Source organism: Mesorhizobium wenxiniae (assembly GCF_002284535.1).
Taxonomy (GTDB): domain Bacteria; phylum Pseudomonadota; class Alphaproteobacteria; order Rhizobiales; family Rhizobiaceae; genus Mesorhizobium; species Mesorhizobium wenxiniae.
The window spans coordinates 112,531-138,141 of sequence record NZ_NPKH01000004.1; the positions used below are offsets into that span (position 1 = coordinate 112,531).

General features: G+C 62.7%; 22 protein-coding genes. 10 read left to right on the forward strand and 12 right to left on the reverse strand.

All coding sequences use genetic code 11. The annotated features are described in order from the left end of the window. The first annotated feature begins 10 nt into the window (after window positions 1-10). From CIT31_RS02010 to CIT31_RS02050, 9 genes are all read left to right on the forward strand, one after another. Window positions 11-1,522 (forward strand): aldehyde dehydrogenase family protein, encoded by a 1,512-nt coding sequence (locus CIT31_RS02010; protein WP_095517241.1) that lies wholly within the window; start codon window positions 11-13, stop codon window positions 1,520-1,522. Between the two features lie 59 nt (window positions 1,523-1,581). After that, the gene (locus CIT31_RS02015; protein ID WP_095517242.1) at window positions 1,582-2,835 is read left to right on the forward strand and encodes an ABC transporter substrate-binding protein; all 1,254 of its coding nucleotides are present in this window, start codon (window positions 1,582-1,584) and stop codon (window positions 2,833-2,835) included. Window positions 2,836-2,999: 164 nt separating this feature from the next. Further along, the gene (locus tag CIT31_RS02020) at window positions 3,000-3,956 is read left to right on the forward strand and encodes a carbohydrate ABC transporter permease (RefSeq protein ID WP_095517243.1); all 957 of its coding nucleotides are present in this window, start codon (window positions 3,000-3,002) and stop codon (window positions 3,954-3,956) included. After that, window positions 3,953-4,897, forward strand: coding sequence for a carbohydrate ABC transporter permease (locus tag CIT31_RS02025; RefSeq protein ID WP_095517244.1), 945 nt, complete (start codon window positions 3,953-3,955; stop codon window positions 4,895-4,897). The genes CIT31_RS02020 and CIT31_RS02025 overlap by 4 nt, the downstream gene beginning before the upstream one ends. Window positions 4,898-4,901: 4 nt before the next feature. Then, on the forward strand, window positions 4,902-6,017 hold the full coding sequence (locus CIT31_RS02030; RefSeq protein ID WP_095517245.1) for an ABC transporter ATP-binding protein: 1,116 nt from the start codon (window positions 4,902-4,904) through the stop codon (window positions 6,015-6,017). A gap of 3 nt (window positions 6,018-6,020) precedes the next feature. Continuing rightward, complete coding sequence (locus tag CIT31_RS02035; RefSeq protein ID WP_095517246.1) at window positions 6,021-7,523, forward strand: GMC oxidoreductase; 1,503 nt, start codon at window positions 6,021-6,023, stop codon at window positions 7,521-7,523. Further along, window positions 7,520-8,281 carry a 3-ketoacyl-ACP reductase gene (locus CIT31_RS02040; protein ID WP_095517247.1) on the forward strand — a complete coding sequence of 254 codons (762 nt, stop codon included), beginning with the start codon at window positions 7,520-7,522 and terminating at the stop codon, window positions 8,279-8,281. Before CIT31_RS02035 ends, CIT31_RS02040 begins: the two co-directional genes overlap by 4 nt. Window positions 8,282-8,293: 12 nt before the next feature. After that, window positions 8,294-9,922, forward strand: a complete 1,629-nt coding sequence (locus CIT31_RS02045) for a GMC family oxidoreductase (protein WP_095517248.1) — start codon at window positions 8,294-8,296, stop codon at window positions 9,920-9,922. Between the two features lie 72 nt (window positions 9,923-9,994). Continuing rightward, window positions 9,995-10,213, forward strand: a complete 219-nt coding sequence (locus CIT31_RS02050; protein WP_245316081.1) for a Dabb family protein — start codon at window positions 9,995-9,997, stop codon at window positions 10,211-10,213. Between the two features lie 30 nt (window positions 10,214-10,243). Here CIT31_RS02050 and CIT31_RS02055 read toward each other — a convergent pair whose 3' ends face one another. From CIT31_RS02055 to CIT31_RS02110, 12 genes are all read right to left on the reverse strand, one after another. Then, on the reverse strand, window positions 10,244-11,089 hold the full coding sequence (locus tag CIT31_RS02055) for an EamA family transporter (protein WP_095517249.1): 846 nt from the start codon (window positions 11,087-11,089) through the stop codon (window positions 10,244-10,246). Continuing rightward, complete coding sequence (locus tag CIT31_RS02060; protein WP_095517250.1) at window positions 11,086-12,012, reverse strand: endonuclease/exonuclease/phosphatase family protein; 927 nt, start codon at window positions 12,010-12,012, stop codon at window positions 11,086-11,088. The genes CIT31_RS02055 and CIT31_RS02060 overlap by 4 nt, the downstream gene beginning before the upstream one ends. Before the next feature lie 97 nt (window positions 12,013-12,109). Continuing rightward, complete coding sequence (locus CIT31_RS02065) at window positions 12,110-13,660, reverse strand: cation:proton antiporter (RefSeq protein ID WP_095517251.1); 1,551 nt, start codon at window positions 13,658-13,660, stop codon at window positions 12,110-12,112. A 171-nt stretch (window positions 13,661-13,831) separates the two neighbouring features. After that, window positions 13,832-14,896, reverse strand: coding sequence for an ABC transporter ATP-binding protein (locus tag CIT31_RS02070; protein WP_095517252.1), 1,065 nt, complete (start codon window positions 14,894-14,896; stop codon window positions 13,832-13,834). A 28-nt stretch (window positions 14,897-14,924) separates the two neighbouring features. After that, entirely contained in the window at window positions 14,925-15,719 is a 795-nt protein-coding gene (locus CIT31_RS02075; protein ID WP_095517253.1) for an ABC transporter permease, read from the reverse strand. Next, a complete protein-coding gene (locus CIT31_RS02080; RefSeq protein WP_245316077.1) occupies window positions 15,716-16,609 on the reverse strand; it encodes an ABC transporter permease in 894 nt (297 codons plus the stop codon). Before CIT31_RS02080 ends, CIT31_RS02075 begins: the two co-directional genes overlap by 4 nt. Window positions 16,610-16,681: 72 nt before the next feature. Further along, window positions 16,682-17,788 carry an ABC transporter substrate-binding protein gene (locus CIT31_RS02085; protein WP_095517255.1) on the reverse strand — a complete coding sequence of 369 codons (1,107 nt, stop codon included), beginning with the start codon at window positions 17,786-17,788 and terminating at the stop codon, window positions 16,682-16,684. Between the two features lie 244 nt (window positions 17,789-18,032). Continuing rightward, window positions 18,033-19,205, reverse strand: a complete 1,173-nt coding sequence (locus CIT31_RS02090) for an iron-containing alcohol dehydrogenase (protein ID WP_095517256.1) — start codon at window positions 19,203-19,205, stop codon at window positions 18,033-18,035. Window positions 19,206-19,222: 17 nt separating this feature from the next. After that, the gene (locus CIT31_RS02095) at window positions 19,223-20,611 is read right to left on the reverse strand and encodes an aldehyde dehydrogenase family protein (protein WP_095517257.1); all 1,389 of its coding nucleotides are present in this window, start codon (window positions 20,609-20,611) and stop codon (window positions 19,223-19,225) included. An 88-nt stretch (window positions 20,612-20,699) separates the two neighbouring features. Further along, the gene (locus CIT31_RS02100) at window positions 20,700-22,070 is read right to left on the reverse strand and encodes a glutamine synthetase family protein (RefSeq protein ID WP_095517258.1); all 1,371 of its coding nucleotides are present in this window, start codon (window positions 22,068-22,070) and stop codon (window positions 20,700-20,702) included. A 93-nt stretch (window positions 22,071-22,163) separates the two neighbouring features. Further along, complete coding sequence (locus CIT31_RS02105; protein ID WP_095517259.1) at window positions 22,164-23,678, reverse strand: amino acid permease; 1,515 nt, start codon at window positions 23,676-23,678, stop codon at window positions 22,164-22,166. 21 nt (window positions 23,679-23,699) lie between these two features. Then, window positions 23,700-24,518: an N-formylglutamate amidohydrolase gene (locus tag CIT31_RS02110; RefSeq protein ID WP_095517260.1), complete on the reverse strand. Its 819-nt coding sequence runs from the start codon at window positions 24,516-24,518 to the stop codon at window positions 23,700-23,702. 149 nt (window positions 24,519-24,667) lie between these two features. On the opposite strand from CIT31_RS02110, the gene CIT31_RS02115 reads away from it, so the two are divergent. Then, window positions 24,668-25,495: a MurR/RpiR family transcriptional regulator gene (locus CIT31_RS02115; protein ID WP_095517261.1), complete on the forward strand. Its 828-nt coding sequence runs from the start codon at window positions 24,668-24,670 to the stop codon at window positions 25,493-25,495. Window positions 25,496-25,611: the final 116 nt, after the last annotated feature.

Sequence of the window (25,611 nt, forward strand, 5' to 3'; positions counted from 1 at the left end):
TGGAAATCACATGAACTTGCCCCTCACCATCGCCATGCCCGCCGAGGCATCCGCAGGACCGAAGACCTACCGGCTGCTGATCGACGGCAAGTTCGTCGATGCCCGCGACGGCCGCACACTGGAGCGCAACAGCCCCGGCCACGGCTTCACCGTTTCGCGCTATGCACAAGCCGGCGCGGCCGAAGTCGAGGCGGCGGTGACCGCCGCGCACAAGGCTTTTGAGACCGGCCCGTGGCCGCGCATGAAGGCAGCAGAGCGCGCCGCGATCCTGCTCAAGGCGGCGGACCTGATCGAGGCGCGGCTCGAGGAGATTGCCCGGCTCGACGCGCTGGAATCCGGCAAGCCGATCGCCCAGGCGCGCGGCGAGATCGGCGGCGCCGTCGACATCTGGCGCTATGCCGCAGCGCTTGCCCGCACGCTCCATGGCGAAAGCTATGCCAATCTCGGCGACGCCATGCTGGGCGTCGTGCTGCGCGAACCGATCGGCGTCGTCTCGATCATCGCGCCGTGGAATTTTCCGTTCCTCATCGTCAGCCAGAAATTGCCGTTCGCGCTCGCCGCCGGCTGCACGACGGTGGTGAAGCCGAGCGAGATGACCTCGGCCTCGACCTTCGTGCTCGGCGACATCCTGATGCAGGCCGGCTTGCCGGATGGCGTCGTCAACATCCTCGCTGGCCTGGGCGCCGATGTCGGCGCGCCGATGGTCAGCCATCAGCTGGTCGAGATGGTGTCGTTCACCGGCTCCACCCGGGTCGGCAAGATGACCATGGCGTCGGCTGCGAACTCTCTGAAGAAAGTCTCGATGGAGCTCGGCGGCAAGAACGGGCAGATCGTCTTTCCAGACGCCGACCTCGAAGCGGCGGCCGACGCGGCGGTGTTCGCCGGCTTTTTCAACGCCGGCGAATGCTGCAACGCCGGCAGCCGGCTGATCGTCCACGAGGCGATCGCCGACGACTTCCTCGGCGCAGTGAAGGCGCTCACCGCAAGGGTCACCGTCGGCGATCCGCTCGATATCAGCACCAAGGTTGGCGCGATGATCTCTTCCGAGCACCTGGCCAAGGTGACCGGCTATGTGGCGGCGGCGGCAAACGACGGCAGCAGCGTCTACAGCGGCGGCAAGCAGATCGCCTCCAGTGCCGGTCAGTATCTCGACCCGACCATCCTTCGCGGCGTCACCGAAGACATGGCCATTGCACGTGAAGAAGTGTTCGGCCCGGTGCTCTCGGTACTGACGTTTGAATCGATTGAAGGGGCGTTGCGCATCGCCAACAACACGCCCTATGGTTTATCGGCGGGTGTGTGGAGCGCCAGCATCGACACCTGCATGTCGGTGGCGCGGAATGTGCGTTCGGGAACCGTTTGGGTGAACACGTTCATGGAAGGTTATCCCGAGCTGCCTTTCGGAGGCTACAAGCAGTCCGGTCTCGGACGCGAACTCGGCAAGCGCGCCGTCGAGGACTATACCGAGGAAAAGACGATCCAGTTTCATCGCGGCCAGCGCACCGGATGGTGGGTCGGCTGAGTTGGGAAGAACCCGGCGGACAACCGCCGGTCGTGTAGCTGCAACAAGGGAGGAAGTACATGTTGCGCAAATTGCTTATCGGAACGGCTCTCGGCTCGGGTCTTGCGTTCGCGGCTCACGCTCAGGACGTCAAGGAAGTCGAGATGCTGCATTGGTGGACGTCTGGCGGCGAAGCGGCTGCTTTGAACGTGCTCAAGGAGGATCTGGCCAAGCAAGGTTTTGCCTGGAAGGACGTGCCCGTGGCCGGCGGCGGCGGCGACGCCGCCATGACCGCGCTGAAGGCGATGGTCGCGGCTGGCAACTACCCGACCGCCTCCCAGATGCTCGGCTATACCGTGCTCGATTATGCCGCGGCCGGCGTGATGGGCGACCTGACCGAGACGGCGGTAAAGGAAGGCTGGGACAAATCCGTTCCGGCCGCCCTGCAGAAATTCTCGGTCTATGACGGCAAGTGGGTCGCGGCTCCGGTCAACGTCCACTCCGTCAACTGGCTGTGGATCAACAAGGCGGTGATGGACAAGATCGGCGGCACCGAGCCCAAGACCTTCGACGAATTCATCGCGCTGCTCGACAAGGCCAAGGCGGCGGGCGTCATCCCGCTCGCGCTCGGCGGCCAGAACTGGCAGGAAGCCACCATGTTCGATTCGGTCGTGCTGTCGACCGGCGGACCTGAGTTCTACAAGAAGGCCTTCAACGACCTCGACGAGGAGCAGCTCAAGTCCGACACGATGAAGAAGTCGTTCGACCACCTTGCCAAGCTCGTCACCTATGTCGACCCGAACTTCTCCGGCCGCGACTGGAACCTTGCCACCGCCATGGTCATCAAGGGCGATGCGCTGGTGCAGGTCATGGGCGACTGGGCCAAGGGCGAATTCAACGCCGCCAGGAAGACCCCGGGCACCGACTTCCTGTGTTACCGCTTCCCGGGCACCGACGGCAGCGTGGTCTACAACTCCGACATGTTCGGCATGTTCGACGTTCCGGAGGACCGCAAGGCCGCCCAGGTTGCGTTAGCCACCGCCACTTTGTCGAAGAGCTTCCAGTCGGCTTTCAACGTCGTCAAGGGCTCCGTCCCGGCCCGCACCGACGTGCCCGACACCGACTTCGACGCTTGCGGCAAGAAGGGCATGGCCGACCTGAAGGCCGCCAACGAAGGCGGCACGCTGTTCGGTTCGCTGGCGCAAGGCTATGGCGCGCCGCCGGCCGTCGCCAATGCCTATAAGGACGTCGTCTCGAAATTCGTCCACGGCCAGATCAAGACCTCGGACGAGGCCGTGACCCAGCTGGTTAACGCAATCGAAGACGCCAAATAAGAACCGGCATGAAAGGACCTTCCCCGCTCCGGTGGGGAGGTTCCACCAAGCCAGGATGGTCGGCCTCTGGTCGGAATGGCGCCGGCGATCAACCAACACGCCCCGTCTCGACGGGGCTATCCTTCCCCGCCTGGCGGTGAAGGGACCCCGAGAGGGAGGAGCCCATGACAACGGTCGCGACCCAGATCAAGCTGACGCCTGAGCATAATGCGCGCCCGCGCGCCTCGGTGCGTTCGCGCCTGCAGGACGCCCTGCCGAAGATCGTACTGGCGCCAAGCTTTGCGATCACCATCGTCTTCGTCTACGGCTTCATCCTGTGGACGGTCTATCTGTCCTTCACCAACTCCAAGACCTTCCCGTCCTATGCCATATCAGGGCCGCGCGCCTATCAGCGGCTGTGGCGCTGGACTTTCGAGAGCGACCCGCCGTCGAGCTGGTACACGTCGATCACCAATATGGGCATTTTCGGCTTTCTCTACATCTTCATCTGCCTGGCGCTCGGCCTTTTCCTGGCCATCCTGCTCGACCAGAAGATCCGCGGCGAAGGCATGTTGCGGCCGATCTACCTCTACCCGATGGCGCTATCCTTCATCGTCACCGGCGTCGCCTGGAAATGGTTCCTCGATCCCGGCCTCGGCCTCGAGCAGACGCTGCACCAGTGGGGCTGGACGAGCTTCCATTTCGACTGGATCAAGAACAAGGATTTCGTCATCTACACCGTGGTGATCGCCGGCGTCTGGCAGGCGTCCGGCTTCATCATGGCAATGTTCCTCGCCGGCCTGCGCGGCATCGACGGCGAGATCATGAAGGCGGCGCAGATCGACGGCGCCACCACTTTCCAGCTCTATCGCCGGATCGTCATCCCGCTGCTGCGGCCGGTGTTCCTCTCGGCCTTCATCGTGCTCGCCCACCTCGCCATCAAGTCCTACGATCTGGTCGTAGCGCTGACCAGCGGCGGGCCGGGCGGCTCGGCCTGGCTGCCTTCGAATTTCATGTATGAGTACACCTTCAAGCGCAACGAAATGGCCGTCGGCTCGGCCAGCGCCGTAATCATGCTGATGACCATCACCGCGATCATCGTGCCCTACCTCTATTCCGAGCTCAGGGAGCGGCCGCGATGAGCGTCATTGCCACGCCCGCTCGCCAGAGCACTGGCGGCATCAGCGCCAGGACCGTCAACCGCATCGTCGTCTACGGCCTGCTGGCGCTGTTCGCACTGTTCTACCTGATGCCGCTGTTCGTCATGCTGGTGACTTCGTTCAAGACGATGGACGAGATCCAGAACGGCAACATGCTGGCGCTGCCGCAGGCGCCGACCTTCGAACCATGGCTTAAGGCGTGGGGCGAGACCTGCGTCGGCCTGACCTGCGCCGGCATCAAGGGCTATTTCTGGAACTCCATCAAGATGGTGGTTCCGGCGGTGCTGATCTCGACATTGCTCGGCGCGATCAACGGCTATGTCCTGACCAAATGGCGCTTCCGCGGCCACACGGTGGTTTTCGGGCTGATGCTGTTTGCCTGCTTCATCCCGTTCCAGTCGGTGCTGTTGCCGATGGCGACGATCCTCGGCAGCCTCGGCCGTTTCGGCGTGACGCTGCGAAACGCAACGGGATTTTCATTCGGCTTGGGCAATCCGACGGTCAACCTGGTCTTTGTCCACGTCGTCTATGGGCTCGGCTTCACCACCTTGTTCTTCCGCAACTATTACGAGGCCTTCCCGACCGAACTGGTCAAGGCGGCACAGGTCGACGGCGCCAGCTTCTTCCAGATTTTCCGGCGCATCATGCTGCCGAATTCGATGCCGATCTTCGTCGTCACCGTCATCTACCAGTTCACCAACATCTGGAACGACTTCCTGTTCGCCTCGGCCTATGCCGGCACCGGTGACGCGATGCCGATGACCGTGGCGCTGAACAACGTCGTCAATACCTCGACCGGTGTCGTCGAATACAACGTCAACATGGCAGCGGCGATGATCGCCGCACTGCCGACCCTTCTCGTCTACGTGGTCGCTGGCCGCTATTTCGTGCGCGGCCTGATGGCCGGCGCCGTCAAAGGATAATCGCATGGCTTTTCTCGAAATTGATGGGCTGAGGAAGCGGTTCGGATCGGTCGAGATCCTGAAGGGCATCGACCTCGATCTCGAAAAGGGCGGCTTCCTCGTGCTGGTCGGCCCGTCCGGCTGCGGCAAGTCGACCTTGCTCAACACCATCGCCGGCCTGGAAACCATCACCGAAGGCGAAATCCGTGTCGACGGACGGACGATCAACGATCTCCACCCCTCGAAGCGCGACATCGCCATGGTGTTCCAGAGCTACGCGCTCTATCCAAACATGACGGTCGCGGGAAACATTGCCTTCGGCATGGAAATGCGCGGCGTTCCGGCTCAGGAGCGCCAGAAGGCGATCGACAAGGTGGCGAAAGTGCTGCAGATCGGCCACCTCTTGCAGCGCAAGCCGAGCCAGCTTTCCGGCGGCCAGCGCCAGCGCGTAGCCATGGGCCGGGCGCTGGTGCGCGACCCCAAGCTCTTTCTCTTCGACGAGCCGCTCTCCAATCTCGACGCCAAGCTGCGTGTCGACATGCGCATCGAGATCAAGCGCCTGCACGCGACCACCGGCACCACGATCGTCTACGTCACCCATGACCAGATCGAGGCGATGACGCTGGCCACCAAGATCGCTGTGATGCGCGACGGCGAGGTGCAGCAGTTCGGCACGCCTGCCGAAATCTACAACAACCCGACGAACCTGTTCGTCGCCGACTTCATGGGCTCGCCGGCGATGAACCTGATCCCGGCGACGATCGACGGCAATGGCAATGCGCTTTCCGTGGTGCTCCAGCGCGAGGCGCGCGAGCCGATCTCGCTGCGGCTGGCCGATGCGCCGACGGGTCTGTCGGCATTCCACAGCAAACCGATCATCTTCGGCGTCCGCCCCGAGGCCCTGACCGATCCCGAAGGGGCCGAACGCAACGCATCGAACATCGCCACCGCCGACTGTCACATCGAGGTCGTGGAACCGGCCGGCTCCGACACTTTCGCCGTCACCAACCTGGGAGGCAAAGCTGTGGTGGCGCGTCTACGCGCCGACGCCAACATCCAGCCGGGCACGGTCACGCCGCTCGCCTTCAATCTGACCAAGGCGGTGTTCTTCGATCCGGCGACCGAGAACCGCATCGTCTAGGCCATGACAAACCCGGACATCGTCATCATCGGCTCCGGCATCGGCGGCGCCACGATCGCCTCCGGCCTTGCCGGCAGCGGCGCCTCGATCCTGATGCTGGAGCGCGGCGAGAAGCTGCCGACGACGCCGCACACGCGCGACACACGCGCCATTTTCGTCGACGGTCACTACCGGCCAAAGGAAATGTGGCGCGAGGCCGGGGGTGCTGCGTTCAATCCCGGCAACTACTACTATGTCGGCGGCAATTCGAAATTCTATGGCGCGGTGCTGATCCGCTACCGCAGGCAAGATTTTTCCGCCATGGAGCACTATGGCGGCGTCTCACCAGCCTGGCCGTTCTCCTATGAGGAGTTCGAGCCATGGTACTCCAAAGCCGAGCAGCTTTTTCGCGTGCGCGGCGCACTCGGCGAAGACCCGACCGAGCCGTTCCACTCAATCCCCTATGCCTTCGGGCCGGTGCCGGACGAGCCGCCCATCGCCCGCGCCCGAGCCGAACTCAAGGGCCTCGGCCTGCACCCGGCATCGCTGCCGCTCGGCGTCGACATCGATGCCTGGCTAAAGGACGGCAAGACAGGCTGGGACGCATTTCCCAACACCGGAGCCGGCAAGGTCGACGCCCAAACGGGGCCGCTGGCGGCGGCACTTGCCGACCGGAACGTCGAGCTCGAGACCGGTGCCCATGTCGAATATCTCGAAGCGTCATCGGATGCCAGAACGATCGCCGCCGTTCACTATCGCCAGAATGGCACGCTGAAGAAAGTGACGCCGAAACTGGTGATTCTCTCGGCCGGCGCGGTCAATTCGGCGGTCATCCTGCTGCGCTCGCCCTCTCCTGACGGCAAGGGCCTCGCCAACCGTTCCGACCAGGTCGGCCGCAACTTCATGAACCACAATTCGAGCGCTATGCTGGCGATCGACCCGCGCCGCAGGAACACATCCGTCTACCAGAAGACGCTGATGCTCAACGACTACTATCTGTCCGACGGCAAAGGCGGCAAGCCGCTCGGCAACGTCCAGCTTCTCGGCAAGATCGACGGCCATATCCTGAGGGCCAACGTCAGGCTTGCACCCAAATTCGCGCTGGACTTCATGGCCGGCCACGCCGTCGACTGGTACCTGATGTGCGAGGACCTGCCCGATCCCGAAAGCCGCATCATGGTCGACGGCAAGGATATCGTCATGCAGTGGCGGCGCTCCAACATGCAGTCGCTCGACGGGCTGACCAAGGTGATGCGCGAGAATTTCCGTGCCTGCGGCTATCCGATCGTCCTGTCGCGGCCTTTCGACAAGCGCACGCCGTCGCATCAGTGCGGAACGGTCAAGATGGGCGACGATCCGGCGACCTCGCCGCTCGACCCGTTCTGCCGCTCGTTCGACCACCGGAACCTGTTTGTCGTCGACGCTAGCTTCCTGCCGAACTCGGCGGCGGTCAATCCGGCGCTGTCGATCGCAGCACAAGCACTGCGCGTCGCCGACCACATCCGCAAGACGGAGCTTGTCGCATGACCCGCCCGGCAGCCATCGTCACCGGCGGCGCACGCGGCATCGGCCTCGCTTGCGCCGCGGCGCTGGCCGATGCGGGCTTCGACCTCTTTGTCGTGGACCTTGCCGAAAAAGCCGCCGACGGACTTGCCGCTGACATCACCGCCCACGGCGCGAAATTCGCCTATCATTGCGGCGACATCGCCGATCTCGACAGCCATGCAGCGCTGATCGATGCCGCGACAAGCGCCTTCGGTCGCATCGATTGCCTGATCAACAATGCCGGCATCAGCGCGGTCGTGCGCGGCGACCTGCTGGAACTGAGACCGGACAATTTCGACCGGATCCTCAGCATCAATCTGCGCGGCACCGTCTTCCTCAGCCAGGCCGTTGCCAGGGCGATGCTTGCAACGCCGGGTGATTACCCCCGATCGATCATCACCATCACCTCGGTCAGCGCCGAAATGGCCTCGCCCGAACGTGCCGACTATTGCATCTCCAAAGCTGGGCTTTCGATGTGGGTAAAGACCCTCGCGCTGCGGCTCGCCGCCGAAAATATCGGTGTGTTCGAGGTGCGGCCGGGCATTATCCGCACAGACATGACATCAGGCGTAACCGCAAAATACGACGCGTTGATCGACGGCGGGCTGGTGCCGGCGAAGCGCTGGGGCGAAGCCGCCGATGTCGGCGCCGCGGTGGCGGCACTCGCCGGCGCCAAGCTCGGCTTTTCGACCGGCTCGATCATCAATGTCGACGGCGCACTGTCGGTGCCGAGGCTGTGAACAGGTGACGCCATGACCGACTACATCATCGCCGGCGCCGGCCCGGCCGGTTGCGTCCTCGCCAACCGGCTGAGCGAAGATCCCTCGCATCAGGTGCTGCTGCTCGAGGCCGGCGGCAAGGACTGGCATCCGCTGATCCATATGCCGGCCGGCTTCGCCAAGATGACCAAGGGCATTGCCGCCTGGGGCTGGTCGACCGTGCCGCAGAGGCACATGAAGAACCGCGTCTTTCGATACACGCAGGCCAAGGTGATCGGCGGCGGCTCCTCTATCAACGCTCAGATCTACACGCGCGGCAATGCCCGCGATTACGACGCCTGGGAGAAGGAAGACGGCCTTGTCGGCTGGGGCTATCGCGACGTGCTGCCCTATTTCAAGCGGGCCGAGAACAACCAGCGCTACGCCAACGATTTTCACGGCGATCAGGGCCCGCTCGGCGTCTCGAACCCGATTGCGCCGCTGCCGATCTGCGAAGCCTATTTCCGCGCCGGACAGGAGATAGGCATTCCGTTCAATCCGGACTTCAACGGGGTAGCCCAAGAAGGCGTCGGCTACTATCAATTGACGCAGAAGGACGCGAGGCGCTCCTCCGCCTCGGTTGCCTATCTCAGGCCGATCCGCGAGCGCAAGAACCTGACCGTCAGGACCAATGTGCTGGTGACGCGCATCGTCATCGACAAAGGCCGCGCCGTCGGGGTCGAGATCATCGACAGGCCGGGCGGTCAGCCGACGATCCTGCGCGCCGAGCGCGAAGTGATCGTCTCGTCCGGCGCCATCGGCTCGCCGAAGCTGCTGATGCAGTCGGGCATCGGCCCGGCCGACCAACTGAAGTCGGTCGGCGTGACGCCGGTCCACGACCTGCCCGGTGTCGGTTCCAACCTGCAGGACCATCTCGACCTGTTCGTCATTGCCGAATGCACCGGCGACCACACCTACGACAACTACGCCAAGCTGCACCGGACGGTGTGGGCCGGCCTGCAGTATCTGCTGCTCAAGAAGGGACCGGTTGCCTCCAGCCTGTTCGAGACCGGCGGCTTCTGGTACGCCGATCCGACCGCCGCCTCGCCCGATATCCAGCTCCATCTCGGCCTCGGCTCCGGCATCGAGGCCGGCGTCGAGAAACTGAAAAATCCGGGCGTGACGCTGAACTCGGCCTTCCTGCGCCCGCGTTCACGCGGCACGGTACGGCTGAACAGTGCCGACCCGGCCGACAGCCCGCTGATCGATCCGAATTACTGGGCTGATCCCCACGATCGCGACATGTCGATCAAGGGGCTCAGGCTGGCGCGCGAGATCATGCGGCAGAAGGCGCTTGCCCCTTACGTGCTGCGCGAGGTGCTGCCGGGACGGACACTCACCAGCGACGACGAGCTGTTCGACTATGCCTGCCGCAGTTCCAAGACCGACCACCACCCTGTCGGCACCTGCCGCATGGGCCATGACGCGATGAGCGTGGTAACGCCCGACCTCAGGCTGCGCGGCATCGCGGGTCTGCGCGTCTGCGACGCCTCGGTGATGCCGCGCATCCCCTCCTCCAACACCAATGCACCGACGATCATGGTCGGCGAAAAAGGCGCCGATCTGATCCTTGGCCGCGAACCGCTGCCGCCGGCCGTGTTTTCCACCAACCAAGCGGCATGAGATCCCAAGAATGACAGTCACTGTGTCTTCGCTCGATTCCGCAATGACGTCACCGACGACGAGCGAGCGGCAATCCATGCCGCTCTCGAAGCATTGCGACGGCCGATCGACGGCATGGGCAAGGTCGAATTCAGCGCCAACACCAGCCCAGAACCGTTCGCGCGCGGCTTCACGCACGGCACCATCGACTTCCGCGATGCCGCAGCACGCGACGCCTATCTGATGCATGAGGCTCACAGCCGAGCCGGCGCCCGGCTGGTCGCGGCGCTTGAAGGCGGCACGGATGCCTGATGGTGTTCGATCTGGATATAAGCGCTTAGCTTACCCGAGCCTCAGCGCGACCACCCCGGCAACAATGCTGAGCACGGCGGCACCGCGCCATCCCGTCATCTGCTCGCCGAGCGCAAACACCGAAATCATCATGGCGAACAGGATCGAGGTTTCGCGCAGCGCCGCGACCGAGGCGATCGGCGCCTTGGTCATCGCCCACATCACGATCCAGTAGGCGGCGCCGCTGAGCACGCCGGTGTACACGCCCGCCTTCCAGTCGCGCGCCAGCACCGGCAGCGCCTTTGGTCCGCGAAAGATCAGGCACAGCACCAGCGCCCATGCCGCATCACAGACGAACAGCCATGCCGCATAGCTCGATGCAGTTGCGGCCAGCCGCGCGCCGCTGCCGTCTGAAAGCGTATAGCTGGCGATGAAGATTGATGTACCCAGCGCAAAGCCGACGGCACGCGGGTTCAGCCTTTCCAGATGCGCGCCGCCGCGAAACGACAGCACCAGCGTCCCGGCCGACAAAAGAACGATCCCGATGATGGCCAGCGGTGTCGGAACTTCAGCGACAACCACCATGCCGCCAAGTGCTGCAAGCAGCGGTGCGGTGCCGCGCGCCAGCGGATAGGTTTGCGCGAAATCACCGGCCTTATAGGCGCCGATCAGAAACGATCTGTAACCCATGTGGAAGACCACCGAGGCGATGATATAGGGCCACACTTCCGACTTCGGCACCTCGACAAATGGCAGAGCCAGAAGCGCAACGGCGCCCATGCCGAGCGTCATCAGCGTGATCGACAGGAAGCGGTCGAGATGGACCTTGACCAGCGCGTTCCAGATCGCGTGCATGGCGGCGGCGGCAAGCACCGCGAAGAAGACGAACAAGCTCATCGGCGGGTCATCCCGCCTCCGGCCCCCGTTGTGAACGGCGTTTCCAGGTCGATGTCGACCCGCAGCGGAAAATGGTCCGAGGCGATTTCGTCGATATCGGCACTGACCGACCGCACGCGGCCCGCCAACATCCCGCCGACGAAGCAATGGTCGAGCCGGCGCTTTGCCAGCCTGCCGTCGATGGTCTTCACATGGGTATGGAAATCCGCCGTCGGTTCGCTGGCGACAGCGGCGGCATCGACAAAACCGTCGAGATAGGCAGCACCGCGATGGTACGGCGTGCTGCCGACTATGCGCCGGCACTCGGCGCTGCCCGGCTCCATGTTGAAATCGCCCATCCAGATCGCCGCCAGCGGGTTTTCCGGCTCCGGCTCGCCATTGCTCCAATTGCGCTCGGGTTCGTCATCGGCGCCGCTCCACGGGCCGCCGTCGGACGGTGCACGGCGATGCTCGGCGAGCAGGTAATCGATCTGCTCCAGCCGCTCTTCGACGGCGATATGCGCGAGATGCAGCGACAGCACCCGCACCGGACCGGCAGGGGTGCGGATCATGCATTCAAGCGCCGCGTTGCGGGTGTTGAGGGGACGCACCGTGCGGCGCAGTGGCAACGTGTGCAGGCGCGACCAGACGATCGGCAGCTTGGACAGGATCATAGTGCCGAATTGCCGCCGCCGGTTGACGATGCGACCGTCATGTCGCTCGCTGGCGTCCATGTCAAAGGCCGGGCCATAAACCCAATGGTATTCCGGCAGTAGCCGGGAAAGGATTTCCGGCTGGTCATCTTCGTTGCTGCGCAGCCAGTGCCGTTCCACTTCCTGCAACGCGATGATGTCTGCGCCAGCGACAACCTCGGCGGAGCGCGCGAGATCGTAGCGGCCGTCGCTGCCGAAACCGTACTGGATGTTGTAGCTGACCAGCTTCATTGCTTAACCGGCTCAATTTCGTGATGGCAGTAGCGGTTTGGCGAAATGGTTGCAATGTGCAGCCGGATGGAGAGAGCTTGGGCCAGACAGCGCGCAGCTAAGTCGTCAGCGGCTGGAATCGTCCCGGCGGAGAGGCGGCCAATTCCGACCAGTCGATTTCCTCCTCCAGGCGATGATACGCTTCATCGCCGATCGTGCCGTCGATACGCAGCTGTTCCAGCGCGTCACGCTGGCTCTTTATCGCATAGAGACGCAATCTGTCGTACTCGGTCGCTGCCTGGGCGTCCTCCGGGTTTTCAGCGATCGTACGCTGCGCGGTAAATTGCTCGCGGACCACGGCCGCGGCATTCGATGTCTTGCCGCTCAACACGTCCAGCGCTGCCTGCATAATGGCGACGCGTGCCTGCGCGACCTCGCGGTCGACAGTTTCGTCCGGATCGAGACGCAGCAAGCGCAGCAGCGGCTTCAGGCTCATGCCTTGCAGCACCAATGTGCCGAGAACGACCGAGAAGGCGGCGAGCACGATCGGGTCGCGCCCCGGAAAGTCGGCCGGCAAGGCAAACGCTGCCGCAAGGGTGACCAGACCACGCATGCCACACCAGCCGATCAGCACGCCGCCGCGGAACGACGGGGCTTCAGCCTGCCGTTCCGCGTCACCGAAGGCGGCAAGCCACCTGATGATCGCGCCGCATCCCAGAACCCAGACAAGGCGCGAGACGATGACGACAGCCAGCACGGCTGCGGCGAAGACGAACGCTTCGACCTGCCCCTGCTCGGCCAGCCGGCCGACGATCAATCGTGCCTGAAGTCCCATCAGGACAAAGGCCAGAACGTTCAGCACGAAGACAGCCGTCTCCCAAACCGAGTAGGAGCTGACGCGATTTCTGGCCGGCATGCGGCGCGGCGCGGTGCGCGCGATGGTCATGGCATAGACGACGATCGTAATGATGGCGGAGAGCCCGATCTTGTCGGCCAGGATCCAGACGCCGAAAGTCCCGGCAAATTGCACCACCGTGCCACTTGCCGGATCGCTGATGCGACCGAGGGTGACGAGAGACAGCCGGCCGAGCACATAACCAGCGGCAAGGCTGCCGACCGTCGACAGCAAGATCATCGGAACCGCGCTGCTCAGCAGGATGGAGCCGGCAGCAGCGGAAACCGCCATGCGGTAGATCAGGAGTGCCGTGGCATCGTTGAGCAGGCTTTCTCCTTGCAGGATCGCGGTGACGCGATGCGGCACCTTGAACTGTCCAAGCACGGCCGACGCTGCGACGGCATCGGGCGGCGCCACGATCGCGCCGAGGGCGATTGCCGCGGCGATCGGCAAGCCTGCCATTGTCCATCCGACAAGCGCCACGGCAGCAGTGGTGAAAACGACGGCGCCAAGCGCCAGCAAGGCAAGTGGCAGTCTGTAGCGATTGAGATCGCGCAGCGACGTGTCGTAGGCAGCATCGAGAAGCACCGGCGCGATGAACAAAGCGAGCGCCAGTTCGGGATCGATCTCGATGGTCGGCGCAAACGGCAGGAATGCGATGCCGGCGCCCGCCAACGCCAGCAACGAAGGATAGGGAACCTGGAGACGCCGCGACAGCGCCGTCAGCGCGACGGCGATCAGCAGAAGAATAAGGGTCAGCTCGAAAAGCGCCATCCCCTACCGTACCGGTGAAGCCGGGCGATTGGCACTGCAAAAAAACGGCGACCGGCTTTGGCTAATGTGAATGGTGAATGGTGAATGGTGAATGGTGAATGGTGAATGGTTGCAGGCAGAGACGTTTCGGCGCGTAAAGTGCCTTCTTGCTATTCACTATTCACTTTTCCCCTAATGCAGCACCAGCATGTCGCCCGACGAGAAGGAAATCTCGGCCTTTTCGCCGACGGCGGGCGGCGGGGTGGCCGGACTGTTGAACGTGTCGAGCGATACCGTGCTGCCGCCGATGCCGACGCGAACTCGGATGACCGAACCGAGGAAATGCACTTCGGTGATCTCGCCCGAAAGACTGGCGTCACGGCCGGGATGGCGACCGAGCGAAATCGCCTCGGGCCGCAGTGCCAGCGACAGCGTGTCGCCGGACTTGGAGCCGTTGAGCTTTCCCTGCAGCGAGATCTCTTGCGCGTTGACGCGCACCTTGCCCGACGCCGCGTCGGTGACGGTGCCTTCGAGCACGTTCAGCGTGCCGACGAAATTGGCAACGAACTTGGTCGCCGGCCGGTTGTAGATCTCGAACGGCGTGCCGACCTGCTCGGCCTTGCCGCCATACATGACGGCGATGCGGTCGGAGATCGACAGCGCCTCTTCCTGGTCGTGGGTGACGAAGACGGTGGTGATGCCGAGCTTCTTCTGGATCGAGCGGATTTCCTCGCGCAGCGACACGCGCACCTTGGCGTCGAGCGCCGACAGCGGCTCGTCGAGCAGCAGGAGCTTCGGCTTCGGCGCGATGGCCCGCGCCAGCGCGATACGCTGCTGCTGGCCGCCGGAGAGCTGATAGGGATAGCGGTCGCCCATCTGCGGCAGCTTGATGAGCTCGAGCATCTCGGCAACGCGCCTGTCGGCATCGGCCTTTGGCATGCCCGCGACCTTCAGCCCGAAGCCGATGTTCTGCGCCACCGTCAGGTTCGGAAACAGCGCATAGGCTTGGAACACCATGCCGACATTGCGCTGGTTGGGCTTGAGCCGGGTGATGTCCTTGCCGGCCACCACGATCTTGCCGGCGCTCGGCTCCTCGAAGCCGGCGACCATGCGCAGCACCGTCGTCTTGCCGCAACCCGATGGCCCGAGGAAGGAGACAAATTCGCCCGGCTCGACGTCGAGATTGAAGTCCTGCACGACGGTGGTGGCGCCGAAGGCTTTTCGCACCTGCTGGATGGAGAGGAATGGCTCGGCCATGGCTTTTCTTTCGGTCAGTACTTTTCGATCAGTTTGGCCGGTTCGCCGATCGCGGCGCAAAACGCGACAGGATCTGGATCAGCGACATGCAGCCCCAGGTGATGGCGAACGAAATGAGCGCCAGTGCCGACGGCTCATAGGCACTGTTGGCGCCGATGTTCTGCAGATAGGGGCCAAAGGCTGGGCGATTCAACAGCGAGGCCATGGTGAACTCGCCGATGACGATGGCAAAACTCAGGAACGCGCCGGATAAGACAGCGATCAGTACGTTCGGCAGGATGATGCGGGCGATGATGGTGGTCCAGCCGGCGCCGAGGATTTGCGCGGCTTCGGTGAGCGTTCTGACGTCGATGGTCCTGAGACCGGTATCGACCGCCCGGTACATATAAGGCAGCGCCAGCACTGCATAGCCGATGACCAGCAGAGCATCGGTGCCGCGCGCTGTCGCCAGAAAGGGCAGCGTTGAATTCGAACCGAACATTCTGATGTAGCCGAAGACGATGACGATAGCGGGGATAACCAGCGGCAGCAGCGTTATGAACTCTATGACCGGCCGCAGATTCGGTAGCCGCAGCCGTATCCAGTAAGCCGTCGGGACAACGAGCAGCACGCCCAAAAGGATGGTGAAGATCGCCACAACGACGGAATAGGTGAATGTCGTCTGGAAATTCGGATCTCCGAAGACTGAGCGGTAGGCGTCAAAGGAGTATTCCCCTCGCCGCTTACGCAAAGAGAATTCAAAGGTCGCCAAAAGCGGCAGGACAAAATAAGTGGTTCCCACGCCAAAAACGAGCCAGGCCCAAAAGCGGCTGCCTTGCTTCATTTCAGCCACCGTTCGGCTCGCCGTTGGAACAAGATATAGAATAGGTTGGCCAGGCCGGTGATGACGATCATGCCGAACGCAAGCGCGTAGCCTAGATTCGGATTGTACAGCACGTCGCCACGAATCTGCGCGAACAGCTGGATTGGCACGATGTTTAGTGACGGCCCCGTTAGTGCATAGGCCGTTGCGACCGCCCCGAAGGCATTGGCAAAGAGGAGGACCGTCGTACCGAGAAAGCTCGGCCATAACACCGGAATGACCACCATGCGCCAATATTGCCAATTGGTTGCCCCGAGCGTGGCGGCAGCTTCGCCCCATTCCTTCTTCAACCCATCGACCGCCGGCGTGATGATGACGATCATCAATGGAATCTGGAAATAGAGATAGGTGAGAATCAGGCCCCAAAACGAAAAGATACTGAAGCCGAGCGAATAGATGTTGATGCCGAAAACGTCACGCAACAGGATCGTCGCCACTCCGAGCCGACCTAGCGTTGCAATGAACGAGAATGCCAGCGGTACGCCCGCGAAATTCGAGGCGACGCCCGAGAAGGTCAAGGTTGCCGAGCGTAACCACGGCGGCAAGCCTCCGCGAACCACTGCCACCGCCATGGCCAGACCGATCAAGGCACCAAGGACCGCAGAGACAAAGCTGATCTGAATGGATACCCAATAGGCTGCGGCGAGCTTGGGTTGCGACAACGCTATGATGTTGTCGAACGTATAGTCGCCGGCTGCATTTTTGAACGCGCCCGCGATCAGCCCTACAGTGGGCAAGATCAGAAAGACCAGCGCGAAAACGAAGAACGGAGTTACGCCTAACCAATGCAGTGGCAGCCGAAGGCGGCTGATCTCCGGCGCGCCAGGACTGACGCGGGCTGTCTGGGACATTGTGGAGTCTGCCATGGAATTCCCGAAGTCTGGCATAGGGCGCCGGCCGGCGAACGTCCGGCGCCCTATGAATTACTTCACGACGGCGCCAACGATGGCATCCCAGTTCGTGCTGATTTCCTTCTTGGCGGCGTTCTGTTCCTCCAAGGTTGGAAAGATCGCTTTTTCGTAGTTCTCGGCGGCCGGCAGCTTGTCCAGCATCTCCTTCGGGATCACGCCCTTCTTGGCGAGATCATTGAAGCGGATCGGGTGGCAGTAGCCCTTCAGCCAGCCCAGCTGGCCTTCGTCCGAGTAAAGATACTCCATCCACAGTTTGGCGGCGTTCGGATGCGGCGCATAGGCGCTGATCGCCTGTACATAGACGCCTGCGACCACTGCTCCCTTTGGCACGACGATTTCGATTTCCGGATTGCCGGCCATCTTGTCGCGCATGGCGAGTAGGTTGTAGTCCCAGTTCATCACGATCGGCGTCGTGCCCTGGGCGACAGCTGCCGCTTCACCGTCGACCGGCACGAAGTTGCCGGCATCGTTGAGCTGCTTGAAGAACTGCAGACCCTTGGCGGCGGCGTCCTGGCCGCCGGTACCGCCAGCCGCGAGGCCCGAAGCGTAGACCGACATGACAGCGTTGTTCGAGGTGCGCGGGTCACCGGCGAGCGCCACCGAGTTAGCATATTCCGGCTTCAGCAGGTCAGCCCAGTCCTGTGGTGCGTTCTGCACGACGGCCTTGTTCACGCCGAAGGCGAGCACGCCGTAGTAGTCGCCGTACCAGTAGCCGTCGGCGTCCTTGGCGCTGTCAGGGATCGTATCCCAGGTCGACACCTTGTAGGGCTGGATCAGGCCGTCTGCCTTGGCGGACGGGCCAAAGGACAGGCCGACGTCGATGACATCAGGCGCCTGCGGGCCCTTATTGTCCTTGTTGGCCTTGATCGCCTCGATCTCATCGCCGGAGCCGGCATCGGGATTGAGCTCGTTGATGGTGATTTCCGGATACTTCGCCTTGAAGCCGGCGATGACGTCGCCGTAGCCGCACCAGCTGTGCGGCAGCGCGATGGTGGTGAGCTGGCCTTCCGCCTTGGCGGCGGCGACCAGTTCATCCATGGACTGCGCCGACGAGATGGCAGAGGTCGCCATCAGGGCGACGGCCGTAAGGGAAAGCACTTTTCCCGTGAATTTGAACATGTGTTCTCTCCGTTGAACTGACGCCGTTGGACGCCTGCGATGCGGTATCGTTTTCGTGTGACAGCCCGATGAAAGCTTTGTGAAAGCGATGCCCTGCAGTACGAAAAAGTAAACTCTTTTTAACCGGCTGTAGCAATCGCTCCGCGATTATTTTTCCGGCTAACGAATTTCTGTCTCACCTTTCATCTTTTCCCCTTTCCTTGCCCTCAATTTCCCAGATCAACTTTCGGCGCGCAAAACCGTCTCAGACGGTGCCGGCAATGGCATTGTCGAGCAGCGTCAGCGCCGCCTTCCTGGTCAGCTTGACCGGGTTGCCGCCGGCGGTCGGATCGACCACCGCCATGTCGGCGATCAGGCCCTTGCGCTTCTTGTCCATGTCGAGCCCCTTGATCAGGCCCGGCAGCGCGTGCGGCACCTTCAATTCCTTGCGAAGCTTGATGACGGCCTTGGCGAAGCCGTCGAAGCCGCCCTTGATGCCGCAATAAGCTGCGAGCCGGGCGATGCGCACCTCGATGGCCTCGCGGTTGAAAGCCAGCACATAAGGCATGAACACGGCGTTGGTCATGCCGTGATGGGTGTCGTAGAGCGCGCCGATCGGATGCGACAGCGAGTGGATGGCACCCAGCCCCTTCTGGAAAGCGGCGGCGCCCATGGCGGCCGCACTCATCATGTTGGCGCGGGCGACGAGATCCTTACCGTTGGCATAGGCCTTCGGCAGGTTCTCGAAGACGAGCCGCACGCCTTCGACAGCGATGCCGTCGGCCATCGGATGATAGCCCGGCGCGCAATAGGCCTCGAGGCAGTGAGCAAGCGCGTCCATGCCTGTGCCGGCGGTGACGAAGCCCGGCATGCCGACCGACAACTCCGGATCGGCGATGACGATGGCCGGCAAAAGTTTCGGATGGAAGATGACCTTCTTGGTGTGGGTCGCTTCATTGGTGATGACGCCGGCGCGGCCGACCTCCGAGCCGGTGCCGGCGGTGGTCGGCACGGCGATGATCGGTGCGATGGCATCGGAGTTGGCGCGCGTCCACCAGTCACCGATATCTTCGAAATCCCAGACCGGCCGCGCCTGGCCTGCCTGGAAGGCGATCAGCTTGCCGAGGTCGAGCGCCGAGCCGCCGCCGAAGGCTATGACGCCGTCATGTTTGCCCTTCTGGAACACGGCAATGCCGGCGGTCAGGTTGGAGTCGACCGGGTTCGGCTTGACCTCGGAAAACACGCCATAGGGTACCTTGGCGTCGTCGAGGATCTTCAGCGTCGAGGCGACCACCGGCAGCTTGGCTAGCCCCGGATCGGTAACGAAGAGCGGCCGCTTGATGCCGGTGGCATCAAGCACATCAGGCAATTCCTTGATGCGCCCCGCGCCGAAGCGCACGGTTGTCGGATAGTTCCATTTGGAAATCAATTTTGTCATTTTGATCTTTCGAAAAATCAGATGGCTTCACGTAGATGGTATGATTTCGGCCTGGTCAGATTGTCGTAGCCGATGGCCGACAGTGCGGCGCCCTTGCCGGTGTCCTTGACACCGGTCCAGACCAGCGCCGGATCGAGATAGTCGCAGCGGTTCATGAACACGGTGCCGGTCTCGATGCGATCGCCGATCGCCGCCGCATGCTCGGTGTCGGGCGTCCAGATCGAGGCTGTCAGCCCATAGGGGCTGTCGTTCATCAGCGCGATCGCCTCTTCGTCGTTGCGCACCTTCATGATGCCGACGATCGGCCCAAAACTTTCCTCGCGCATAACACTCATCTGATGATCGACCCCGGTCAGCACTTCCGGCGCCAGATAGGGCGAGCCTTGCTCGTCATTGGCAACCTTCATGTTGATGTGGGCCTTGGCGCCCTTGCGCAGCGCCTCGGCCTTCTGCTCGCGAATCAGGTCGGCGAAGCGCGCCTGTGCCATCGGCCCCATCGTCGTCGCCTGGTCGAGTGGGTTGCCGACGACGTAGTTCTTGGTTTCGGCGATAAAGCCTTCGATGAATTCATCATAGACCTTCTCATGGACATAGACGCGCTCGATGCCGCAGCAGCACTGGCCGGAATTGTAGAAGGCCCCGTCGACCAGGTTGGCGACGGCATGATCCATCTTGGCGTCGGCCAGGACATAGGCCGGGTCCTTGCCGCCGAGTTCGAGGCCGAGCGTCATGAAGGTGCCTGCCGCGGCCTTTTCGATGGCGCGGCCACCGCCAACCGAGCCGGTGAAATTGACATGGTCGATCTTGCCCGAGCCGAGCAGTTTTTCGGTCTGCACATGGTTCATGACGAGGTTCTGGAACAGACCCTTAGGCAGGCCTGCTTTGTCGAACGCTTGTTGAAAACGTTCGCCGACCAGCAGCGTCTGCGCCGCATGCTTAAGGATGACGGCACTGCCGGCCATCAGCGCCGGCACGATGGTGTTGACGGCGGTGAGATAGGGATAGTTCCACGGCGCAATCACCATGACCACGCCGAGCGGCACCTTCTTCACATAGCGGCGAAACCCGTCCTTCGGATTGGAGGCGAGGACCGGCTTGAGTGCCGCTTCGGCGATCTCGACCATGTAGCTGGTACGTTCCCTGACGCCGCCGAACTCGCCGCCATAGCGCACCGGACGACCCATCTGCCAGGCGATCTCCGGCACGATCTCGTCGGTCATGGCGAGCAACGCTTCCAACATGGCAAGCATGTATTTGCCGCGCTCGACGATCGGTGTCTCAGCCCATTTCTCCTGCGCCGCCTTGGCACGCTCGACCGCCGCATTGATCGCCTGGTCCGTGGCCACAGGCCGCTCGGCATAGATCGAACCATCGACGGGAGATTTTATCTTGACCGTTTCGGTCATTCCTTTGAGTCCTCACGGTTAATGACAATCTCGGTTTGGGCCGCCCGTCCGTCCGGCACCAAAGGCCAAACGGTAGCACTGGCGTAGTTTAGTACCGCTCGAACCCTCTGTGCAGTTCCCAATCGGTAATGCGGCGGTCGTATTCGAACTGCTCCCAGTGTGCCGTATGGACATAATGCTCGAGCACGCCGTCGCCGAGCGCCTGCTTCAGCATCTCCGATTTCGCCAGCGTCTCGGTGGCATCCCGCAGGGTCTTCGGAATTTCCGGCAGCTGGGAGGCTTGATAGGCGTCGCCGACGAAGGGTTTTTGCAGTTCAAGCTTTTCGTCGATGCCGGCAAGGCCGGCCGCGATCAGCGCGGCGAAGGCGAGATAGGGGTTCAGATCGGCGCCGCCGATGCGGCATTCCATGCGGATGCCCTTGGTGCCCTCGCCGCACAGGCGGAAACCGGCGGTGCGGTTGTCCTCGCTCCACATGATCTTGGTCGGCGCGAAAGTGCCGGCCTGGAAGCGCTTGTAGGAGTTGACGTAGGGCGCCAGGAACCAGGTGAATTCCTTGGCGTATTTGAGCTGGCCCGCCGCCCATTGCTGGCCGAGCGTAGACAGCGTCCATTCGGCATTCTTGTCATAAAAAAGCGGCGTCTTGCCGTCGGCACTCCACAGCGAATTGTGGATGTGGCTGGAATTGCCGGCCAGCCCGTAATTGTACTTGGCCATGAACGAAATCGCCTTGCCTTCAGACTCCGCGATCTCCTTGGCGCCGTTCTTCAGGATGACGTGGCGGTCGGCCATGTCGAGCGCCTCGGCATAGCGGACGTTGATTTCTTCCTGGCCCGGACCCCACTCGCCCTTGGAGTTCTCGATCGGTATGCCGGCCGCTTCCATCTCGTTGCGCAGCCGGCGCATGACGCCTTCTTCCTTGGTGGTGATGCCGATCTGGTAGTCGCCGATATAGGGCGAGGCTGTGTCGAGGCCTTGCCAGTGCTTCTTGCGAGCGGAATCGTAGGTTTCGCTGAACAGATAGAATTCGAGCTCGGAGGCGAAATAGCCGATATAGCCGCGCTCGCTCAGCCGTTTGACCTGCTTCTTCAGGATGGCGCGCGGCGAATGCGGCAGGTCATCATGGGTGTGGTGGTCGAGCACGTCGCAGATCACCAGCGCCGACTTTTCCAGCCATGGAATGCGCCGCAGCGTCGACAGATCGGGCTTCATGACGAAGTCGCCGTAACCCTTCGACCAGCTCGCCGCCTTATAGCCGGGCACCGGCTCCATATCGATGTCGGCGGCCAATAGATAGTTGCAGCCATGCGTCTCGTCATGGGCGGAATCGACGAAATACTGGGCCAGGAACCGCTTTCCCGCCAGCCGCCCCTGCATGTCGACGATGCAGGCGAGCACCGTGTCGACCTCCCCGCTGGAGACCGCTTTCTTCAACTGATCGAACGAAAAATTTCCGGCCATTCTTGCAAGCTCCGCCGCCTTTGTGGCGCTTCGAGAGTTCAAATCTGGACCCGGCCGCGAGAAGCGGCCGGGTGTTTTTGGGTTCGAGACAGATCAGGCTTTCTGCGCGTGCTCCAGCGCGAACTCTTCTTCCGGCGACAGGATCAGCTTGTGACGGCCGACCAGCCCGAAATAGACGATCGCGATGGCGAACCACAGCGCCACCCACACCACGCCCTTGGTGAAGTTCGCGTCCTGAATCTGGTAGAGCAGGGTGACCACGCCGATGACGATCGTCAGCACGGCGCCCGGGACGCCGAGCGGGCTGCGATAAGGACGATCCATGTTCGGCTGGTTCTGACGCAGCATGATGAAGGACACCGCCTGCAGGATGTAGGAGAACATCGCCCCGAACACCGCCATGTTCAGCAACACCGAGCCGATGAGCGAACCGGCCGTATCGCCGCCGAGCGCGAACCACATGATCAGCATGATGCCGAAGCCGACGATGGCGCCCGCAAACATCGCCACATAGGGAGTCTTGTAGGATTTGTGGGTCACCGACAGCGCCGACGGGAAATAGCCCGCGCGGCTCAGCGAATAGACCTGGCGGCCCATGGCGAAAATGATGGTGTGGAAGCTTGCGATCAACCCAATCAGCGCGATGAGGCCAAGCAGCACTGCGCCCGAGTCGCCATAAATAGCCCGGAACCCGTCAAGCAAAGGCTCGCCGGAAGTGGCGAGTTTGAAGGAACCGACTCCGACGACCGACGGGTTGAGCAGCACGATCATGAAGGCCGAGACGATCAGCGTCAGCATGCCGGCGATAATCCCGCGCGGCATATCGCGCTTGGGGTCGACCGATTCTTCGGCCGCCAGCGGAAGCTGCTCGATCGCCAGGAACAACCACACCGCGAAGGGCAGCGTCGCCAGCACGCCCGAGAAGCCGAACGGGAACATCGAGCCATTGCCTTCGGAAAGCTCCATCGCCGCTCCGTCCGGGCCGACACCGATGTTCAGCGCCCAGCGCGAAAAGTCCATGCTCGGAATGGCGCTGATCCAGAATACGATCAGCACGGCGAGCGACAGCAGCGTCACGACCAGGGTGACGCGGAAGGACAGCGCGACGCCGAAAATATTCAGCGCCAGGAACACGGCATAGGTCACCAGCCACCAAAGTGGTGGCCAGACGCTGGAGTCGGGAAAGGCGACCGACCAGATGCCTCCCATGTAGGAGCCAATGAAGAAGGCGATGACGGCGGGCGTCACAACATACTCGACGTTTTCGCAAAGTCCGGTGATGAAGCCGCCCCATGGCCCCATCGCCGTCCGGGCGAAGGAGTATGCAGCGCCGGTGTGCGGCAAAGCCGGGCTCATCTCGGCGATCGAGAAGACGAGGCCGATATACATGATGGCGATGATGATGCCGGCCACCAGCATACCGCCCCAGCCGCCCGTCCCGAATCCGAAATTCCAGCCCGAAAAATGTCCCGATATGACGGCACCGACGCCGAGCGCCCAGAGATGCCAGACATTGGCGTGACGCACCAGTTGCCGGTCCTCGAAATAAGATTTGTCGCGCTTCGCGTATGCGACGCTGCCGACTTGCTTCGTATTACCGCCTGCCATTTGAAAGTCCCCTTCTTCTTGTCAGTTGACCGGTTCCACCGGATGGCCGAGCCCGCGCCGGCCAGATCCCTGGGATCCGGATGACGGCTCGAGATCGGACAAAATCCCCGTGAGCAGATCCGCCCATTTTCGCTGCCCGGCTTCGTCGGATATTTCGTCGTTGCGGATTTCGATCATCGCGCAGGGTAGCCCCCGCGGACGCGCGTGCCGTTCCAGCGTGAAATAGACGCGGTCGGCCGGCGAATAGGGTTCGTTGATGCCGACCGTGACACCGGCGAGCTGCAGCGCGGCGACAAGCGGCGCTGCCAGCCGGCGATCCTCGTCATGGATGATGCCGATGTGCCAGGGCCGGCTCATACCTTTGTAGACCGGGGTGAAGGAATGGATTGAAACCAGCCGCGTCTCGAACCCGCGCGCCAGCCTTTTGTCGATGATACTCGCGACCGCATCATGGAAGGGTTGCCAGGACAGAGCGATGCGCGCGGCGCGCTGCTTTTCCGACAGGCCGGTATTGCCCGGAATGGCCGTGGTCTCGCTGACCGGCGGCACCAGGTCGGGCGCGTCCAGTGGCCGGTTGCAGTCGATGACAAGGCGCGAAATGCGGGTCTCGACCAGCGTGGCGTCAAGCGCCTCGGCCATGCGGCGGGCGACCGGGAGCGCGCCGGGGTCCCAGGCGATGTGGCGGGAAAGCTCTCCGGCAGCAAGGCCGAGCGTTCCGAATTCCGGCGGCAGGAAGTTGGAGGCGTGATCGCAGGTCAGCAAGAAAGGGTTCGATCCGCCAGGGTTGGTCACCCTCACGGTTTCAGGCGATGCAAGGCTGGCGGGCCGTGCTGTCTCCATTGTTTTCAGTCCCCGGGGAGCGCTGTATCGTATATTACGTATTTTGTCTCATTGCGTCCCTGTGGATGATTTCATACAGTTTATCCGGCTTTGTCAAACGCGATTTCGGGTCAAATGCGATTTCGGCAAAACGGCCAGGGTGGCAAAAGATGATTTCGAGCATTGCCGAACTGATCTCGGACCGCATCGGCACCATGCCGGCGGGCGAGCGCCGCGCGGCGCAAACGCTGATCGCCAATTACCCGCTGATCGGCCTGAAGACGGTCGCCGAGTTCTCAGCTGCCGCCGGCGTTTCCTCGCCGACCATCCTGCGTTTCGTCGCCCGGCTCGGCTTGCAGAACTACCCGGAATTTCAGTCGGCGCTGCAGGACGAGCTGGCGGCGCAACTGCAGTCGCCGGCGTCACGGACGCTCAACCCGTCATCGCCGAACGGCGGCGCAGTGTCGCCGATGCTGGAGGCGACGCTCGATAACATGCGCGAGACGTTCAGGCACCTGTCCGACAAACAGCTTGCCGACATCGTCGCAAAGCTTGCCGACCGGCGCGGCAAGACCTTCCTGATCGGTGGCCGCTTCACCGATCCACTGGCGCGCTACATGGCCGCCCACCTCGCCATCATCCAGCCCAATGTCTTTCACCTCGCCGGACAGGAAAGCGTCTGGCGCGACCGGCTGATCGACATGGGAAAGCGGGACGTGCTGGTGATCTTCGACATCAGGCGCTACCAGGACAGCTTGGTCCGTTTCGCCGAGACGGCGCATCAGCGCGGCGTGCAGATCGTGCTGTTCACCGACCAGTGGCTGTCGCCGATCGCTCGCTTCGCCCGCCATGTCATCGCCGGGCGCACCGCCGTGCCCTCGGCCTGGGACTCTTCGGCGGCCCTTTTCGTCGTTGCCGAAACGCTGATCGGTGCCGTCACCCGGCAGCTCGAGGCCGACGGCGCCAAACGAATCCGCGAGCTGGAAAGCCTGCGGTAGCGGGCGCCGTCGATGCCGTAGATGCCAAACTCAACCGCGGCAGGCCGCAAACGCAAAAACGGCCCGCACTGAGGCGGGCCGTTTTGGGTATTTGGTTGCGGGGACAGGATTTGAAC

What these genes read in the sequence shown, in the direction of transcription:
- CIT31_RS02045 (WP_095517248.1), top strand. Translation starts at nt 8,294, where the DNA reads ATGACCGACTACATCATCGCCGGCGCCGGCCCGGCCGGTTGCGTCCTC.
- CIT31_RS02020 (WP_095517243.1), top strand. Translation starts at nt 3,000, where the DNA reads ATGACAACGGTCGCGACCCAGATCAAGCTGACGCCTGAGCATAATGCG.
- CIT31_RS02055 (WP_095517249.1), bottom strand. Translation starts at nt 11,089, where the DNA reads ATGAGCTTGTTCGTCTTCTTCGCGGTGCTTGCCGCCGCCGCCATGCAC.
- CIT31_RS02095 (WP_095517257.1), bottom strand. Translation starts at nt 20,611, where the DNA reads ATGACCGAAACGGTCAAGATAAAATCTCCCGTCGATGGTTCGATCTAT.
- CIT31_RS02070 (WP_095517252.1), bottom strand. Translation starts at nt 14,896, where the DNA reads ATGGCCGAGCCATTCCTCTCCATCCAGCAGGTGCGAAAAGCCTTCGGC.
- CIT31_RS02075 (WP_095517253.1), bottom strand. Translation starts at nt 15,719, where the DNA reads ATGAAGCAAGGCAGCCGCTTTTGGGCCTGGCTCGTTTTTGGCGTGGGA.
- CIT31_RS02040 (WP_095517247.1), top strand. Translation starts at nt 7,520, where the DNA reads ATGACCCGCCCGGCAGCCATCGTCACCGGCGGCGCACGCGGCATCGGC.
- CIT31_RS02030 (WP_095517245.1), top strand. Translation starts at nt 4,902, where the DNA reads ATGGCTTTTCTCGAAATTGATGGGCTGAGGAAGCGGTTCGGATCGGTC.
- CIT31_RS02060 (WP_095517250.1), bottom strand. Translation starts at nt 12,012, where the DNA reads ATGAAGCTGGTCAGCTACAACATCCAGTACGGTTTCGGCAGCGACGGC.
- CIT31_RS02025 (WP_095517244.1), top strand. Translation starts at nt 3,953, where the DNA reads ATGAGCGTCATTGCCACGCCCGCTCGCCAGAGCACTGGCGGCATCAGC.
- CIT31_RS02035 (WP_095517246.1), top strand. Translation starts at nt 6,021, where the DNA reads ATGACAAACCCGGACATCGTCATCATCGGCTCCGGCATCGGCGGCGCC.
- CIT31_RS02100 (WP_095517258.1), bottom strand. Translation starts at nt 22,070, where the DNA reads ATGGCCGGAAATTTTTCGTTCGATCAGTTGAAGAAAGCGGTCTCCAGC.
- CIT31_RS02085 (WP_095517255.1), bottom strand. Translation starts at nt 17,788, where the DNA reads ATGTTCAAATTCACGGGAAAAGTGCTTTCCCTTACGGCCGTCGCCCTG.
- CIT31_RS02015 (WP_095517242.1), top strand. Translation starts at nt 1,582, where the DNA reads ATGTTGCGCAAATTGCTTATCGGAACGGCTCTCGGCTCGGGTCTTGCG.
- CIT31_RS02080 (WP_245316077.1), bottom strand. Translation starts at nt 16,609, where the DNA reads ATGTCCCAGACAGCCCGCGTCAGTCCTGGCGCGCCGGAGATCAGCCGC.
- CIT31_RS02090 (WP_095517256.1), bottom strand. Translation starts at nt 19,205, where the DNA reads ATGACAAAATTGATTTCCAAATGGAACTATCCGACAACCGTGCGCTTC.
- CIT31_RS02065 (WP_095517251.1), bottom strand. Translation starts at nt 13,660, where the DNA reads ATGGCGCTTTTCGAGCTGACCCTTATTCTTCTGCTGATCGCCGTCGCG.
- CIT31_RS02115 (WP_095517261.1), top strand. Translation starts at nt 24,668, where the DNA reads ATGATTTCGAGCATTGCCGAACTGATCTCGGACCGCATCGGCACCATG.
- CIT31_RS02110 (WP_095517260.1), bottom strand. Translation starts at nt 24,518, where the DNA reads ATGGAGACAGCACGGCCCGCCAGCCTTGCATCGCCTGAAACCGTGAGG.
- CIT31_RS02105 (WP_095517259.1), bottom strand. Translation starts at nt 23,678, where the DNA reads ATGGCAGGCGGTAATACGAAGCAAGTCGGCAGCGTCGCATACGCGAAG.
- CIT31_RS02010 (WP_095517241.1), top strand. Translation starts at nt 11, where the DNA reads ATGAACTTGCCCCTCACCATCGCCATGCCCGCCGAGGCATCCGCAGGA.